This window comes from Saccharospirillum sp. ABV4_185, assembly GCF_056159245.1.
The window spans coordinates 2,831,757-2,847,204 of sequence record NZ_JBSWUW010000001.1 but is presented as its reverse complement, the minus strand read 5'-3'; the positions used below and the strand labels follow the sequence as shown (position 1 = coordinate 2,847,204).

The following is a 15,448-nucleotide window of genomic DNA, read 5'->3' as shown; positions in this document are numbered from 1 at the left end:
CTACAAGGACACGCCTATGAGACCTATACATACCCTGCTATTGGTAATAACGCTGACATTGTCGGCCTGTGCAACCCTGCCAGCGCCCAGTGACACAACCGGTGGCATGCTCGCCTTCCCGATGCAGGTTTCCAGCGAATCGGGTGGCCGGTTTTATTACACCTACGAATTTCAGGTATTTCGTACTGGAGAAGAAGGCGTTGTCGACCGAATCATTCTGGATCCAACCCTGAACAAAAGAGTCGCAACCTTCGGCCCCTACCCGGTTGGTGAGTATTATCTGGGTATTCAAACAACCTGGCCCAAACAATCACAAACACTTAGGTTTTCTTACAACCCAAAACCGAGGCGAGTCTTCTACGCTTTCACCATCGAAGAAGACACCATCACGGTATTAAACAATACCATGACGGTTCATAAGAATAGGGATCGCAGTACCAGTTCCCTGGTCATCCCCTCCACCAGAGAGACACAGGCAGACGCTGTGGCTCAGCTGCACGCTGAAGATGGAGTTGGTTTATGGCAATTAAAAACGCTGTATCCGATTGAAGAATGAATTAAAAAAGGGCCTTCTGGCCCTTTTTTAACAACTCTGTTTTACACCCGTTCCAAACACACTGCCGTGCCTTCTCCACCGCCAATACACAACGCCGCCATACCCTTACGCTGATCCAGACGGATCATGTTGTGCAGCAGAGTGACGACAATACGCGCACCGCTGCAACCCAGTGGATGACCCAGCGCACAGGCACCGCCGCTAATATTGGTTATATCAGCACTTAATCCAACTTCCTGCATACCCAGCATGGCCACCATGGCAAAAGCTTCATTGATTTCTGCTAACTCGACATCGCTGTTACGCCAGCCGGCTTTGGCCAACGCTGCGTTCATCGCACCGATGGGCGCGCAGGTAAAAGTGCTGGGTTTTTGCGCATGACTGGCATAACTGCGGATCACCGCCAGGGGTGCCAGTCCCAAAGCTTCAGCACGCTTTCGCGTCATCAAAGTCAGGGCGGCTGCACCATCGCTGATCGAGCTGGCATTGGCAGCGGTGATGGTGCCGTCTTTGGCAAAGGCGGGCTTCAACTGAGGAATTTTGTCAGGTCGCGCCTGGCCGGGCTGTTCATCCTCAGTCACCCGGGTTTCACCGCGCCGATCAGTCACGGTGATGGGCACTATTTCGTTATCAAAATGCCCCTGAGCGATGGCGTTTTGCGCTCGGCTCAGGCTGCGTAAGGCGTAGTCATCCATAGCCGCACGAGTCAGGTGGTATTCGTCGGCCGTAGCCTGAGCGTGTACGCCCATGGCGCGGCCATCGTAGGCGTCTTCGAGACCATCAAGAAACATATGGTCGTATACCTGCTGGTGGCCCATGCGATAACCCGATCGCGCTTTGGGCATCAGGTAAGGCGCTCCAGACATCGATTCCATGCCGCCGGCGATAGCGATGTCGATATCGCCGGCGCGCATCTGGTCGGCCGCCAGCATCAGCGCTTTCATGCCCGAGCCACAGACCTTGTTGACAGTGGTGGTCGGTACCGATTCCGGCAAACCGCCGCTCAACGCCGCCTGACGTGCCGGTGCCTGTCCCAGGCCGGCCGGTAATACACAGCCCATCAGCACATCGCATACGGATTCAGCCGCCAAGCCTACCTGCGCCAGATTGGCGGCAATGACAGCGCCACCCAGGTCGGTTGCCGCAAGGCTCGACAAGGCGCCCTGAAATCCACCCAGCGGCGTACGTTTGGCGGCGACGATGACAATTTCGTGGGTCATTAAGGGAACCTCTTTGGTGGTTGGGGAGACGCTTAACGGGAGACGGGAGGCGCTGGTTAGGTGTGAGTTCTTTCGCTATTTAGCGTCTTCCGTCTTCCGTCTCCCGTTCAGCGTCTAACGCGAAGCCCATCAAATCCGCATCGCGCCATCGACTTCCAGAATCCGGCCCGAATAATAGTCGTTGCTGAGAATAAATTTCACCGCTTCGGCAATATCTTGCGGTTGACCCATGCGTTTAAGCGGCACGGCTTGCAACGATCGTTCGATGGCTTCGGGCTTCATGCTGGCGGTCATTTCGGTTTCGATAAAGCCCGGCGCGACACCGGCGACGCGAATGCCATAACGCGCCAATTCCTTGGCCCAGGTGACGGTCATGGCCGCCACACCAGCCTTAGCCGCGCTGTAGTTGGATTGGCCCAGATTGCCCGCTTTGGAAATGGAACTGATGTTGACGATCACGCCCTGAGTTTGTTGCTCAACCATCCAGGCGGCGGCTGCGCGACCGCAAAGAAAGACGCCGGTCAAATTGACATCAATCACCGCCTGCCATTGCGCCAGGCTCAGCGTCAGCAATTCGCCGTCTTTTTGTTTAACCAGCAAACCATCGCGCAAGATGCCCGCGTTATTAATCAGCGCGTCCAAGTGTCCGTGCTCGGCCTTCAAGCGGTTAAACAAGTTCAAAACCGAGGCTTCATCGGCGACATTGGCGGTGTAGCCCTGGCAACTCAAACCGTCCTTCTGCAACGCAGCTACCGCAGCGTCAACCGCCTCAGTATCGATATCCACCAACGATATCACTGCGCCTGACTGCGCCAATAAGCGCGCCATGGCGAACCCTAAACCACGAGCGGCACCGGTGATCAAAATGTGTTGCTGGGCGATGTCCTGCATCGGGCGTCCTCTTTTTCTGTCCGGCTGTTAACTATTGCTGGCCGGATAAATGGTCTCGGTGGTGAAGGGCAGCGGCTGATAAAAGCGTTCAATCAAACTAAAGGGAACCGAGGTAACGCTCGGGTACAGCCAGGCCGGTTGTTTGTCCTTATCGATCAGCAGCGCACGTACGCCTTCCAAAAATTCGTGCTCGCTGCAGGCGTTAGAACCAACCGTCAAGTCCATTTCCAGAGCCTCCACCCGACTGGCCTGACGCAGCCGCTTAAAGTGATACCAACAATGGGCAATGCTCAACGCCGAGGCCGTACGCCATTGTTCGGCAGCGGCTTGAAAGGGCGCAAAGTCGCTGTTGCGCACCGCGTGCATCCAATCGGTTAACAACGGATCTCCGAGCGACGCCAAAGCCTGCTGCCAGGCCTGACGATGCGCCTGAATCTCGCTGTTTGGTTGAGCCAGCTCCCGCTGTTCGGGTAACTCACCGCCAGCCAGTTGAGCCTGCAATGCAGCCACCTCTTGGTGATCCACCTCGGCATGGGCATATTCCAGCGCCAGTACATCCAGCATCGACAGATGAATGCCGGAAATGCCGATCAAAGTACCGGCACGCCAGTCTGGCTTTTGCAGAAAATGGCCGGCACCGACATCGGGAAACAGGCCAATCTGCAACTCCGGCATGGCAAAGCGACTGCTGCGATCAACCAGGCGCAGATCGGCACCGGCAAACAATCCCCAGCCACCGCCCATGACCAAGCCACGGCCAAAAGCAACGATCGGCTTGGGGCTGTGTTCAATCATGGCATCGAGCTGATATTCAGCGGCGAAATAACGATGACCGATACGGCGCTGTTCATCGGCCGGCTGACCGGCAAGCTCGGTCACCAGCGTTTTAACATCGCCGCCGGCGCAAAAAGCTTTCTCAGTACTGCTTTCCAGCCAGATGCTGCGTACCGAGTCGTCATCAAACGCCTGTTGTAAGGCCAGCGTTAAGGCTTCAATCAGTTCAAGGTTCAGCGCATTCAGCGCCTTGGGTCGGTTCAGCCGGATCAGCTGTAAGGCCTGGCGGCGCTCAAGCTGTACCAGCGCATTATCGTTATTAGAGTCTGCGGTCATCGGAACTTTCCTGCATCGAGACGGTCGACATCCTGCCTTGCCCCTGTCACGCGCACAAGACTGCTGAGCCGGGTTGGCAATTCAAAAACCACTGCGTAATACTGTGACGCCATGGAACCCAAAACTGATCTGTGCCGTGACTTCCAGGGTTCCAACACCCCCTAACACACCGCCGAAGATAAAGGACGCTGCCATGAAAAAGACGACTTTGCTGGGGCTGGTTTTACTGCTGGTCGGTCTTCCGACCTTTGCTTGTGAACTTGATCGCCCGGTCCGTTTTTCGGGCATGAGCTGGATGTCGAACCTGATGATGGTGGAAATTGAACGCACCATCGTCGAAGCAGGTTACGGCTGCGAAACCCAGGTAGAAGCCGGCGATACCGTGCCGATGATTGCTGCCCTGGTGCGTGGTGATGTCGATATCTATAACGAAACCTGGATCGACTCGGCCCCCGAAGATTGGGTGACCGCCAACGAAGCAGGCATCGTTGAATCGCTTGGCAGCACTTACTCGGGCGGCATTGAAGGCTGGTGGATTCCGGCTTACGTCGCTGAACAGAACCCGGGTCTGGTATCGGTCTACGACCTGCCCGACTACGCCGACCTGTTCGAAGACCCGGAAGAACCCGGCAAAGGCCGCATCTATAACTGCCCGGAAGGTTGGGTCTGTGGTGCTGTTAACAACAACCTGCTGGAAGCCTTTGAACTGAGCGACGACTACGTCATGTTCTCCCCCGGCAGTGGCGCCGCTCTGGATGCGGCTATTGCATCCAACTATCGTCGCCAGCGTCCCTTTGTAACTTACTACTGGTCACCCACAGCGGTGCTCGGCAAATTCGATATGGTGCAGCTGGAAATGCCGGATTATCAGGCCGAGGGCTTCCGCTGCAATATGGACCCCGAATGCGCCGATCCTGTTGCCAGCGCTTACCCGACAGCGCGCATCCATAAAAGCATCAACACCGAATTCGGCAAGGCCGCACCGCAGCTGAAAGCCTTCTTCGAAGCAGTCAACATCCCGACTGAAGAAGTCAACAAGCTGCTCGGCTGGGCCGATGAAAACGGTGCTGAACCCGATCAGGTCGCCGACTACTTCTTCGAAAATTACGAAGACGTCTGGACCGATTGGGTGTCTGACGACATTGCCGACAAGGTTCGCGCCAGCCTCTAAGCTTTTTTAAATGACGGCATCCGTCCGGGTGCCGTCCGATCCGCTCCAGCAAGAGGACTCACTCTTGGCTTTCCCGGAAATTCTCGACGCTCGCGCCCTGCGCCAGAGCATCGACGCCTTCGTCGATTCCCTGGTCATCAACTACGCCGACGACCTGGAGCGTATCAGCATGCCACTGCTGAAATTCCTGGTCTTTGTCGAACAATTACTGCGCGACACCCCTTGGTGGCTGGTCATCGCTATCATCGCGGCTGTCAGCTGGTACGGCAGCCGTCGCTGGACACTGACCGCTGGCGTCACCGTGCTGCTGTTGTTTATCGGCGCCATCGGCCAATGGGACAGAGGCATGCAGACGCTGGCCTTGATGATCGTCTCGCTGGTGATGTGTGTGCTGATCGGCATTCCCACCGGTATTTTGATGTCGGTGTCTGAACGCTTTCGCAAAATCATGCTGCCGATTCTCGACATCATGCAGACCATGCCGACCTTTGTGTATTTGATCCCGGTGGTCATGCTGTTTGGTCTGGGCAAGGTGCCAGCGCTGATCGCCACCATCGTTTACGCCGTGCCGCCGCTGATACGCCTGACCGACCTGGGTATTCGTCTGGTCGATCATTCGGTGATGGAAGCAGCCACCGCTTTTGGCGCCACCAAACGCCAAAAACTGCTCGGCGTGCAATTGCCGCTGGCGTTGCCCAACATCCTCGCCGGCATTAACCAGACCACCATGATGGCGCTGGCGATGGTGGTAGTTGCCTCCATGATCGGCGCGCGCGGTTTGGGTCAAGAGGTGCTCGCGGGCATCAACCGTTTGGAAGTGGGACGCGGCTTATTGGCCGGTCTGGCCATTGTCGCCCTGGCGGTTATTTTTGATCGCGTCACCCAAAGCTATGGCAAACGTTTGCAGTACCCAGCAGTAAAGGACGGTGACTGATGGCAAAAATAGAAGTCGAAGGCATCTATAAAATCTTTGGCCCCAAAGCCAGCAGCCATCTGGGTTCTGTTAAAGCCGGCATGAGCAAGGAACAGCTCTTGGAAGACACCGGCCATACGCTCGGATTGAACGACATTAATCTGAGCATTGAAGATGGCGAGTTGTTCGTCATCATGGGACTCTCTGGCAGCGGCAAATCAACGCTGATTCGTCACTTCAACCGCCTGATTGACCCGACCGCCGGCAACATCCGTATCGACGGCGAAGAAATGATCGCGCTGAAACAGGCTGACCTGATTGAACGCCGTCGCAACAAAATGTCGATGGTGTTCCAGCGTTTTGCCCTCTTCCCGCACAAAACCGTTTTGGACAACGTTGGTTATGGCTTGCATATCCAGGGCGTCACCAAAAACGAAGCCCGCGAGAAAGCACAATACTGGCTGGAACAGGTCGGCCTGAAAGGGGTTGGCGACCAATATCCGCATCAACTCTCCGGCGGCATGCAACAACGCGTTGGCCTGGCGCGTGCCCTGGCAACCGATCCGGACATACTGTTAATGGACGAAGCCTTCTCCGCGCTCGACCCGTTGATTCGCAAAGAAATGCAGGACCTGCTGATGCAACTGCAACAGCGGCTGCACAAAACCATCGTTTTTATTACTCACGACCTCGACGAAGCACTGCGCCTGGGCAACCGCATCGCCATCCTCAAAGACGGCGCGCTGGTACAACAGGGCGACCCGCAAGATATCCTGCTAAACCCCAGTACCGACTACGTTGCCGCTTTCGTCCGTGACGTCAACCGAGGCAAGGTACTGACCGCCCACCATGTGATGGCCATGCCGCAAGCCACCCTCACCACTCGCACCAGCGTCGAGAAAGCGCGTCAGTGGATGATTGACCAAGGCTTCGATTACGCCACCGTTTTAGAAGGTAAATCCCTGGTCGGCATCGTTACCTTGAACGACCTGCAAAACGCCGACGGTGAAATTGGCGCACTGGTCACTGACGTCGTCTGCGTACCGGAATCGGCCGATCTGGAAAGCTTGTTGCCTCAGATGATTCGGGAGAATGTGCCGATGGCAGTAACGTCAGATCTGGGGGAATTTAAAGGTTGGGTATCGAGAGACCGAGTGGTGGATCTGGTCAGTACCGAGCCGCAAAGCAGAGCCGTGGAATGATGTCTTAGCCTGAAAGACGCAACACTCTAAGGATGATTGTTATGACTACAAAAGCCGAAGCTCTCAGCATCGCTGAACAATATCTCAAGGAAATGTTAGCGGCCGACGACAACGCCGATTTTAAGTTATTTACCCAACGCTACGAAGACAAATACCTGCAAGGCTTTACCCCAGAAGTATTTAATAATGACATTCAGCAGATGCAGCATAGAAATGGCCGCAACCAGGGCTACGAATTTCTCGGTGAGTTGCGTAATGAAAGTATCGACGATCTGGATGTCTATCGCACCGCCTGGAAAGGCATTTATGAAAAGCGCGATGCCCTGGTGGAAATGGGCATCTACCAAAAAGACGGTCACTGGTATGTTATCCGTTCGGCCGTCTTTTAAAATCAATCTACCACAAACAACGTCGCACCAAGCTCAGTGAAAGACCGATGCGCCTCGGCCTGGTCGGCCACCTGATAACTGACCCCGGGCGTCAATACAAAGGTACGACCGTCATCCAGCTCGGTATGCAGCTCCCCTTCCAGACACAGCAGAATATGGCCTTTGCTGCACCAATGGTCGGCCAGGTAGCCAGCGCTGTATTCGACCATGCGAACCCGGATATCCCCGAAAGTCTGCGTCCGCCAAAACGCCTGCCCCTGTTCACCAGGATGAGTGGTTCTTTCGATTTGCGCCCAATCGGTGAGCCCGAAGGGAATGGCTGACATCTTCATAGCGTGGCGTCCTTAGTGTCCGCGACAGAGCGGCTGCTAGCATACAACCCGTTCCTGCAAAAACGCACCTAGCACGTTATGATTTAAACCTAAGCACAGGAAAAAAATGCTGATTGTGCGGTTCGGCTGTCGAAAGACCGTCGCCCGGAGCGACCAAAACCATGACAACGCCGACCGGCTGCATCCGGCAGCTTGCTGATAAACTCAATAAGGAAATGAACCATGGCAACGAACGACAAACCCAAAGGCCCCGCTTCATACTTCCCGTCCATAGAGAAGACTTACGGAAAACCCATTGATCACTGGCTCAAATTGCTGGATAGCGTCCAGGATCGAAAGCATATGGAACAGGTAGCATTTTTAAAGACGGAACATCAATTGGGGCACGGCCACGCCAATGCCTTGGTGGCGTATCATAAAACTCAAAAAAGCGACTAGAATTAACACAATCCGTTTTCTATTCAGCCTGGACAAAGGTTCTTTTTGGGATTTATAGATTTATTGGCTAATATAACAGTGAGCATTGCTCATCAAAGCCCTAACCGCCACTCATTAAACCAAACCTCTATCAAGGATAGTCATGATGTATTACCGCTTATTCAGCATGAAAGCCGCAGTTACTGTTTTAGCGACGATAGCTTTGGCCGGTTGCGCAACTTACCCAAACTACACTGTGCCTGCCGATGTAGAAACCACCGATATTACGTTTATTGACAGCCTCTCTGACTCTAGAAATCAGGGCTGGATGTCATATCAGGTTTCCATTGGCGACGAACGCTATCATGAAATCAATGATTTCGAAGATGAAGAAAGCGCCAAGAATATACGCGTCTATAAAAACCAGGTTCCATTAAATACCAATGTTCGAATTCGCGCCGAATACCATATTGCGAACTGGCGCTGTAATGTTTCGACTTTAATGAACTTCTCAGAACCCATGGACTACCATGTATACAGCAACGGTGAATATGCTGGAAGCTGCCGAATCGGTGTATTCCGTCAAATTGATGGTGAGTGGGTATTGGTCCCCAGTGTGGACGCTGAATCCGAATAATAAGAAAACGTCGGACAGTCTTAAGACTGTCCGACACGCCTCACTCGAGTTATTCAAGACACTCTAGTTTTCCCATCCAACTCCAAAAACTGCCGCACCCGTTCCGTCTTCGGATTAACAAAAAACTCTTCCGGCGCCGACTTCTCGATGATCTTCCCTTTCTCCAGAAACACCACCTGATCCGACACGTTACGGGCAAATTCCATTTCGTGAGTAACGATGATCATCGTATAACCCTCCTGCGACAGATCGCGGATCACCGCCAAGACTTCGCCCACCAATTCCGGATCGAGCGCCGACGTCGGTTCGTCAAACAGCATCACGCGCGGCTGCATGGCGAGCGCCCGAGCGATGGCAACGCGCTGCTTTTGGCCACCGGATAAGGTGTAGGGATAGTTGCTGCGTTTTTCCGCCATACCGACCTTGGTGAGCAGTTCATCGGCCAGTGTTTGAGCCTCGGTTTTCTTCATGCCTTTAACATGGATCAGCGCTTCGGTGACGTTATGCAGTACGTTCAGGTGCGGCCAGAGGTTAAAACTCTGAAACACCATTCCCAATTGTGAGCGCACCTTAGCGAGGTCGCGGTTGTTCATCGCTTTGCCGTCGGCTTTAACGCCAATGCGTTCACCGGCGATGCGAATTTCGCCGCCATCGGGTTGTTCCAGCCAGTTTATGCAACGCAGTAAGGTCGATTTACCCGAGCCCGAAGAACCCAGAATACTGACCACTTCGCCGCGTTGAACGTCAAGGCTGACATCGCGCAACACTTCCACACCACCGAATTGTTTGGACAGTTTTTGGATACTGACTTCGGCTAATTCAGGCATTCTTGAAACCTCGCTTGGCGCCACTGCGTCCCATCCAATTGACGGCCTGCTCCAGGGCGATGCTGATAATCCAGTAGAAACCGATGACCACGATAAAAGCCTGCATCGGAATGAAGTAGGTGCCAGACAAACCGTTGGCGGCGGCGGTCAACTCACGCACAGTGATGATGACAAGGAAGGCGGTGTCTTTAAGCAGGATGATCAACTGATTGCCCATCACCCCGCGCGACTTCAACACCAATTGCGGCAGGATCAAGCGCAGAAACATCTTCGGCATGGAAAAGCCTTGGGCAACGGCGGCTTCGACCTGCCCCGGAGGTAAGGTCACCCGGGCACCGCGCATGATTTCTGCGAAATAAGCGCCGTGATATAACACCAGCGCACTGACGCCGGCTTCCCAGGAGCTGAGCCGAATGCCCAGCGACGGCAAGCCGTAATAAAACAAATAAGCCAACACCAAAAACGGCAACAGCCGCATGGCGTCGATAAAAATTCGTAACGCAATTCGTAGTGGTGCCTTGGCACCTTCCAAGCCAAACACGATCAAACAACCGAGTAAAAAGCCGAGCACGGTGCCTAGGCCAAACAACTGCAAGGTGTTTAAAAAACCGTCGACGAAAACGCCGCGTTCGGCCCAGAGAATCTGCCAATCTGTCATCGCTGTATCTCCCTCACATGGCCAGCCGGTTGGCTTTGCGTTCAGCTACCCGCTGGAACCAGACCAAAGCCGCGATGATCAACATATAAAGCAGCCCCGCAGCCAGGATGGGTGGCAAGGGTTCATAGGTCACCGCAGAAATACGATTGGTCACCCGGGTTAAATCGACGACACCAATGACCGCAATGGCCGGGCTGCCTTTGATCAAAAAAGACATTTCATTCACCAGGCTGGGCAAGCTGGTGATAACGATCTGCGGCAACATGATGCGACGGAAATAGACGCCCGGCGTCATACCGACGGCCAGAGCGGCTTCACGTTGGTCGTTGGAAAAATTATTAAAAGCGGAGCGCCAGATTTCGGCATTAAAGGCGGTGGTGTTAAGCGTTAACGCCAGGATGCCGGCAATGGAGCGATCCATGCTGATGCCCAGAGTCGGTGCCGTCAGAAAAATAAATAACACCAGGGTCACCAGCGGCGTGGCGCGGGCAATGCTGATATAGACACCCAGCACTTGATGCACAAAGGGAATTTTTGCCGACCGTATCAGGGCAATGATTAATCCCAGGGTCACCCCCAGAGCGATGGACACACCGGAGATCCAAAGCGTCACCCAGGCGCCGTTGAGCAACATGCTCCAAGCCGTGGAATCCATGGTTTTCCTCTTACGCAGGCCGGGTTAAAAGATGCGGGCGTCCCGGCCCGCGGTGTCTTCCCTGGTGGACATCGGGGAAACGCCTTACATACCCGCCAGTTCGTGGAATTCTTCCACCGTAGTAATGGGGACTTCAGGCAGATCCGGGAAGGATTCACCGAACCACTCTTCCTGCAATTCAGCCAAACGGCCGCTGGCTTTCATCTCGTTCATAAAATCCGTCAGGAAGGCCAGCAGTTCCGGGCTGTTCTTCGGCACCGGCCAGCCAACAAAACCCGGACCGGATACCGCCTGACCCGCGGCAAAGATGTCACCGCGCTCGGAGATCAGATCGTTAACCGGGACGGCAGAATTGATCACGTAGTCGAGACGACCATTCGCCAGGTCCGCATAAATTTCCGGGTAGGCTTCGTACTGAACCACGTCACCAAGTTTGCCGCCGCTTTCTTCCAACATGGCTTCCAGTTCCGGTAGCCGCGACAGCAATACTGAACCGGCCTGGACGCCGACGGTCATGCCATCGAGATCGGCAACGCTGTTGATACGATCGTCATCGGCACGCTTGATATAAAAGTGCTGAGCAGACGCAAAAGGCGGGGCGTAGTTGAACACCCGCATGCGTTCGTCAGAGATGGACGCACCGGTGATGGCGGCGTCGTACTGGCCATTGGAAACCGCAGCCAGCAGGCCGGTCCAGGGCAGAATTTCCTGACGGATTTCGAAGTCGTCAGAATAGGCTTCCAATTCTTCGATCATGTATTTCATAAAACCATCGGGTTCGCTGCCATTCATAAAGTTGAAGGGTGCGTAGTTGTCTTCAGTGGCAACGACCATGTAACCGCGCTCTTTGATCTCATCGAGATCGGCGGCGTGAACCGCAGCGATCAAACCGAGACCGGCGATCAGGGAACAGGCGCCGCGGCCAATAGCCGACGTCAAAATATGCTTCATAGGGTTTCTCCAGACTCTCGTTTGCATGCACGTTTTCGCTTGCATTTTTTTCGAAGGTGGCGCGTATCGATGTCGTTTTTTCGCTCTTTAACCACTGTTGAACAGCAGCTCTTTGGCACCCTAGGGCGTTTTCTAAAGCCTGCTTAGAGCCAGATGAACCCTCACCTTGTGACAGACGCCGTGGCATGTTTTGTGCTGATTTCAGCTTTTACACGCTCGTCTCGCTGTGCCTTGGTGTTGTGTAGACCAGCGCTCAAACAGTAGAGCAAAGAGGATGCCGACCATGACGACTCTCAGCCTGGCATTGCACGATCGTTGCGAAGGGGGCTTACAGGAACGCCTGCGTGAAGGTCTGCTCGAGGCCATTCGTGTTGGCAGCCTGCCGGCCGATTCGGCGCTGCCCAGCTGCCGCAAACTGTCTGAACAGCTGGGTATTTCCAGAAATACCGTGGCCATCGTTTATGAAAAACTGGTCGACGATGGTTATCTGATCAGCCGGCCACGCAGCGGCTATTTCCTGCACAGCGATTACCACCAAAGCGATGCGATACCAGCCCAGTCGGTTTCAAAACTGGCACTGAAACAGACAGCCCCATCGGCACCGAGATCGAAGGACGCACCATCCTGGAGCAAACGACTGGCGCGTCACCCGGGTCAGTTTCAGGGCATTCTTAAACCGAGCAACTGGACCGACTACCCCTACCCCTTTATTTATGGCCAACCGGGTACCGAGGACTTTCCGCTCAATGCCTGGCGCGACATTACCCGACGCCGACTGGCCGGTGATCGTGACCGCAACTGGCTGCGTGATCGCATCGATCAGGACGACCCTTTATTGGTCGAGCAGGTGCGCAAACGCTTGTTGCCACGCCGGGGCATCCTGGCGCGGCCGGATGAGGTGCTGATCACCCTGGGTTCGCAAAACGCGCTCTATCTGCTGGCACAACTGCTGATCAACGATGGCACCCGTATCGGTCTGGAAGATCCCGGCTATCGCGAAGCTGTGAATGTGTTCCGCTTTTTTGGCAGCACTTTGGAGCGTCACCAGGTCGATGATCAGGGCATTCAACTCAACGAGCGCTCTGCCCAGTGCGATTATTTTTATGTGATGCCCAGTCATCAGGTGCCGACCGGTATTCCGATGAGCCGAGCGCGGCGTGACGCTCTGCTGGCGCAGGTGGTTCGGGATGATCAGATCATTATCGAAGACGATTACGACGCCGAACTGCACAACGACAGCCAGGCATTGCCAGCGCTGAAAGCCAGCCAGTTCGGCAACCGGGTGATTTATCTGGGCAGTTTTTCCAAGGTGCTGTCGCCGGGTTTGCGTATGGGCTATATCGTCGCCGACAGCGAATTGATCGATGAACTGCGCGCCTTGCGTCGACTGATGTATCGTCATCCGCCGGCCAACCTGCAGCACCAGATGGCACAGTTTATCGCCCAGGGTTACTACGAAGCCCATTTGCGCAGCCATGTGCAGGACACCGATGCCCGACGCGAGACATTGCGCGCCGCCATCGAACGCTTATTACCCCAGGCGCACTGCACCAGCTCAGCTCGGGCCAGCGCTTTCTGGCTGGAACTGCCCAGTGCCACCGACACTCAACAGTTGGCCTGGCGTGCGGCGCAACAGGGCGTATTAATTGAACCGGGGTTCCAGCACTTTAATGACCCGGTACCGCCTCGCCATTTTATGCGTCTGGGTTTTAACGCCATTGAACGCCAGAGAATACTTCCGGGTATCGAGCAACTTGCCTCTGTAATGCAGCACCTTGGTTAATTCACGACAGTTAATTCACGACACTTAAGTCACGACAGTTAATTCACCATCAGGGATGTCACATCCAGACACCCAATCTGGCCCTAAAAGTTCAGGCCCTGGTGGTTCTATAGTCGCTGCATGATTCGATTGTGGAGCGCCACCGCATGCCCTTCTCCTCTGCCTGGCTGATCAGCGGCGGCGTCGCTTTAGCAGCCGGCACGCTGCGCGGTTACACCGGCTTCGGCTTCGCCATGACCATGGCGCTCGGGCTGTTGTGGCTGCTGCCACCGGTCGAGGTGGTGACCACTGTCTTGCTGCTCGATCTGCTCGGTGCTCTGGGTCTGGTAAGCAGCGCCTGGCGCGACGCCGACGGCGCTGTCTTGAAGCGACTGCTACCGACCATGGTATTGGCATCTATCGCCGGCGTAGCGCTGATGGGCGTGCTGCCAACGACAGGCGCCCGTTTGGTCGTGGCTGGCCTGTGTTTAATCGGTGCGCTGTCCACACTGGCGCAACCGCAGCGCAACAACGACCTGACCACCCATCTGGATCGTCAACGCGATCTGCGCCGGGCCCTTCCCGCCGGTGGTGCCTCCGGCCTGGCGATGAGTCTGTCATCCGCTGGTGGCCCGCCATTGATGATCTATTTAATGCACAGCCAGTTGAGCCCACAAACCGCACGAGCTACCGCCATCGTGTTTTTTCTCAGCGCCAGCTCAACCGCCTTACTGGGTTATCTAAGCCTGGGACTGGTACGCACCGACACCGTCTGGCTGGCGTTGAGTTTGTCGCCTCTGGCATTGATCGGCGCCGCACTTGGTCATTGGTTATTTGCTCAGTTTCCGCCGCTGTCGTATCGCATCGTCGTCGCACCGCTGCTGATTTTGATGGCCGGCTGGTTGTTATTGCGCGAAGTACGGACGCTGTTTTTGGTAGCCTAGGCATCCGTTTGAAGGTGTTTACGTTAAGGAGTTTGCAATGCCCATCGCTTTTATTACCGGTGCCACCTCAGGTTTTGGCCGCGCCACGGCCCAACGTTTTGCTCAAGCCGGCTGGTCGTTGGTATTGACCGGTCGTCGCCAACAGCGTCTGGATGAACTGAAAGCTGAGCTGTCATCACAGTGTCCGGTGCTGACTTTGGCGCTTGATGTTACCGATGCCGAAGCGGTCAAAAATGTGGTTGCCAGTTTGCCCGAGGCATTCAAAGCCATTTCGGTGCTGGTCAATAACGCCGGCCTGGCCTTAGGCACGGACCCTGCCCAAAACAGCGATCCCGAACAATGGCAACAGATGATCGACACCAATATCAGCGGTCTGGCGCGCATGACGCATGCTCTGCTACCCACTCTGATCGATCAGGGCAAAGGCGCCAGCATCATTAACATCGGTTCCATTGCCGGTCACTGGCCTTATCCGGGCGGCAATGTTTACTGCGGTACCAAAGCCTTCGTTGAACAGTTTTCCTATGCGCTGCGTTGTGATTTGAGCGGCACCGGTGTGCGCGTGACTAATCTGGCGCCGGGCATGGCCGAAAGCGAGTTCACGCTGGTGCGTACCGGTGGCAATCAGCAAGCCCACGATAAGTTGTACCAGGGCGCCGATCCGATTCAGCCGGACGATATTGCCGACACCATTTTCTGGATCGCCAACCTGCCGGCGCATCTGAACATCAACCAGTTGGAGATCATGCCGGTATCCCAGGCCTGGTCGCCTTTCTCGGTGCATCGACACGACTGACACCCTCACCCACTGCG

At 55.1% G+C, this 15,448-nt stretch carries 18 protein-coding genes; 10 read left to right on the top strand and 8 right to left on the bottom strand.

Translation table 11 applies throughout. From position 1 onward, the window contains the following. Positions 1-16 precede the first annotated feature (16 nt). Positions 17-556 (top strand): hypothetical protein, encoded by a 540-nt coding sequence (locus ACXAE6_RS13545; RefSeq protein ID WP_475149173.1) that lies wholly within the window; start codon positions 17-19, stop codon positions 554-556. 41 nt (positions 557-597) lie between these two features. Here ACXAE6_RS13545 and ACXAE6_RS13540 read toward each other — a convergent pair whose 3' ends face one another. The 3 genes from ACXAE6_RS13540 to ACXAE6_RS13530 form a co-directional block, all read right to left on the bottom strand. Further along, entirely contained in the window at positions 598-1,776 is a 1,179-nt protein-coding gene (locus ACXAE6_RS13540) for a thiolase family protein (protein WP_475149168.1), read from the bottom strand. A 129-nt stretch (positions 1,777-1,905) separates the two neighbouring features. Then, the gene (locus ACXAE6_RS13535; protein ID WP_475149162.1) at positions 1,906-2,667 is read right to left on the bottom strand and encodes an SDR family oxidoreductase; all 762 of its coding nucleotides are present in this window, start codon (positions 2,665-2,667) and stop codon (positions 1,906-1,908) included. Positions 2,668-2,694: 27 nt separating this feature from the next. Beyond that, positions 2,695-3,777, bottom strand: coding sequence for an enoyl-CoA hydratase/isomerase family protein (locus ACXAE6_RS13530; protein ID WP_475149158.1), 1,083 nt, complete (start codon positions 3,775-3,777; stop codon positions 2,695-2,697). A 193-nt stretch (positions 3,778-3,970) separates the two neighbouring features. Between ACXAE6_RS13530 and ACXAE6_RS13525 the strand changes: the two genes are divergently transcribed. From ACXAE6_RS13525 to ACXAE6_RS13510, 4 genes are read left to right on the top strand one after another with little or no spacing between them, the layout of a single operon-like run. After that, on the top strand, positions 3,971-4,948 hold the full coding sequence (locus tag ACXAE6_RS13525; protein ID WP_475149155.1) for an ABC transporter substrate-binding protein: 978 nt from the start codon (positions 3,971-3,973) through the stop codon (positions 4,946-4,948). 10 nt (positions 4,949-4,958) lie between these two features. Further along, positions 4,959-5,882 (top strand): ABC transporter permease, encoded by a 924-nt coding sequence (locus ACXAE6_RS13520; protein ID WP_392803974.1) that lies wholly within the window; start codon positions 4,959-4,961, stop codon positions 5,880-5,882. Further along, on the top strand, positions 5,882-7,063 hold the full coding sequence (locus ACXAE6_RS13515; RefSeq protein WP_475149150.1) for a quaternary amine ABC transporter ATP-binding protein: 1,182 nt from the start codon (positions 5,882-5,884) through the stop codon (positions 7,061-7,063). The genes ACXAE6_RS13520 and ACXAE6_RS13515 overlap by 1 nt, the downstream gene beginning before the upstream one ends. Before the next feature lie 41 nt (positions 7,064-7,104). Continuing rightward, on the top strand, positions 7,105-7,452 hold the full coding sequence (locus tag ACXAE6_RS13510) for a hypothetical protein (RefSeq protein ID WP_475149145.1): 348 nt from the start codon (positions 7,105-7,107) through the stop codon (positions 7,450-7,452). Positions 7,453-7,454: 2 nt separating this feature from the next. On the opposite strand, the gene ACXAE6_RS13505 is transcribed toward ACXAE6_RS13510, so the two are convergent. Further along, the gene (locus tag ACXAE6_RS13505) at positions 7,455-7,784 is read right to left on the bottom strand and encodes a DHCW motif cupin fold protein (protein ID WP_475149142.1); all 330 of its coding nucleotides are present in this window, start codon (positions 7,782-7,784) and stop codon (positions 7,455-7,457) included. Between the two features lie 222 nt (positions 7,785-8,006). Between ACXAE6_RS13505 and ACXAE6_RS13500 the strand changes: the two genes are divergently transcribed. Then, the gene (locus ACXAE6_RS13500; protein ID WP_475149140.1) at positions 8,007-8,222 is read left to right on the top strand and encodes a DUF4287 domain-containing protein; all 216 of its coding nucleotides are present in this window, start codon (positions 8,007-8,009) and stop codon (positions 8,220-8,222) included. A 142-nt stretch (positions 8,223-8,364) separates the two neighbouring features. Continuing rightward, a complete protein-coding gene (locus tag ACXAE6_RS13495; protein WP_475149138.1) occupies positions 8,365-8,838 on the top strand; it encodes a hypothetical protein in 474 nt (157 codons plus the stop codon). Between the two features lie 53 nt (positions 8,839-8,891). Here ACXAE6_RS13495 and ACXAE6_RS13490 read toward each other — a convergent pair whose 3' ends face one another. The 4 genes from ACXAE6_RS13490 to ACXAE6_RS13475 all read right to left on the bottom strand — a co-directional run bounded on the left by ACXAE6_RS13490 (position 8,892) and on the right by ACXAE6_RS13475 (position 11,929). Continuing rightward, positions 8,892-9,665, bottom strand: a complete 774-nt coding sequence (locus tag ACXAE6_RS13490; RefSeq protein WP_475149135.1) for an amino acid ABC transporter ATP-binding protein — start codon at positions 9,663-9,665, stop codon at positions 8,892-8,894. Then, on the bottom strand, positions 9,658-10,323 hold the full coding sequence (locus ACXAE6_RS13485; RefSeq protein ID WP_475149130.1) for an amino acid ABC transporter permease: 666 nt from the start codon (positions 10,321-10,323) through the stop codon (positions 9,658-9,660). Before ACXAE6_RS13485 ends, ACXAE6_RS13490 begins: the two co-directional genes overlap by 8 nt. A 13-nt stretch (positions 10,324-10,336) precedes the next feature. Continuing rightward, on the bottom strand, positions 10,337-10,978 hold the full coding sequence (locus ACXAE6_RS13480; RefSeq protein WP_392803992.1) for an amino acid ABC transporter permease: 642 nt from the start codon (positions 10,976-10,978) through the stop codon (positions 10,337-10,339). Between the two features lie 84 nt (positions 10,979-11,062). Next, positions 11,063-11,929: a transporter substrate-binding domain-containing protein gene (locus ACXAE6_RS13475; protein ID WP_475149126.1), complete on the bottom strand. Its 867-nt coding sequence runs from the start codon at positions 11,927-11,929 to the stop codon at positions 11,063-11,065. Positions 11,930-12,212: 283 nt separating this feature from the next. Between ACXAE6_RS13475 and pdxR the strand changes: the two genes are divergently transcribed. From pdxR to ACXAE6_RS13460, 3 genes are all read left to right on the top strand, one after another. Further along, the gene (gene pdxR / locus ACXAE6_RS13470) at positions 12,213-13,712 is read left to right on the top strand and encodes a MocR-like pyridoxine biosynthesis transcription factor PdxR (RefSeq protein WP_475149122.1); all 1,500 of its coding nucleotides are present in this window, start codon (positions 12,213-12,215) and stop codon (positions 13,710-13,712) included. A gap of 146 nt (positions 13,713-13,858) precedes the next feature. After that, positions 13,859-14,635 carry a sulfite exporter TauE/SafE family protein gene (locus ACXAE6_RS13465; protein ID WP_475149119.1) on the top strand — a complete coding sequence of 259 codons (777 nt, stop codon included), beginning with the start codon at positions 13,859-13,861 and terminating at the stop codon, positions 14,633-14,635. Between the two features lie 37 nt (positions 14,636-14,672). After that, a complete protein-coding gene (locus ACXAE6_RS13460) occupies positions 14,673-15,431 on the top strand; it encodes an SDR family oxidoreductase (RefSeq protein WP_475149116.1) in 759 nt (252 codons plus the stop codon). Positions 15,432-15,448 lie beyond the last annotated feature (17 nt).